The sequence below is a fragment of the Alkalibacterium psychrotolerans genome (genome assembly GCF_054784355.1).
The window spans coordinates 1-722 of sequence record NZ_BAAGPH010000059.1 but is presented as its reverse complement, the minus strand read 5'-3'; the positions used below and the strand labels follow the sequence as shown (position 1 = coordinate 722).

Below are 722 nucleotides of genomic sequence, written 5' to 3'. Positions count from 1 at the left end.
CAAATTAGCTAAAGTCATTAGAAAATCTGTCTCAGACTCTTATCGCTTAGGCAAACTAGCACAAGACAGTATTGATATCAATCTAGGTGTTCAAATGCGTGTTATACGTGGATTTGAACAAGAAATAAAAATCATTGATAAAGCCATTGAGAATATTATGGAAACCATCGATAGCGCCAAAACATTGTTAAGCATTCCAGGAATTGGACCTGTTTATGCCGCAGGCATTATCGCTGAAGTTGGTCAAATTGACCGATTTAACCATGAAGCTCAACTGGCAAAATACGCTGGTCTTTATTGGCCAAAACATCAATCTGGTAACTATCAAAAAGAAAAGACACCGATGTCTAAGTCAGGAAACCGTTATTTACGTTATTACTTAGTTCAAGCTGCCAACTCTGTAAGACGATATATTCCTGAGTATGAAGCCTATTACCAGAAAAAATATAAAGAAGTACCGAAAACACAACACAAACGAGCCCTCGTCTTAACTGCACGAAAATTAGTGCGTCTGGTGTTTGCACTCCTAAGCGATCACCAACTCTATATCGCAAGATCGGAGGCGATGGAGTCTTAAGAGAAACTATTTCTTAAGGACGACTATCCGAAGACATAAACCGAACGTATTTTCGAATACGTGACGGTTTAGTTCAGTGAACCCTTTTTTATGAAATTAGGTTGTCTATTTATAATCTATTCTCTTGACTTACCACCATAATGCT

1 protein-coding gene is annotated in these 722 nt (G+C 37.8%); it reads left to right on the top strand.

Annotated elements, in window-relative coordinates:
- A partial coding sequence (locus ACYVLS_RS08865; RefSeq protein WP_460323691.1) for an IS110 family RNA-guided transposase occupies positions 1–577 on the top strand: 577 nt, incomplete at its 5' end.
- Positions 578–722 lie beyond the last annotated feature (145 nt).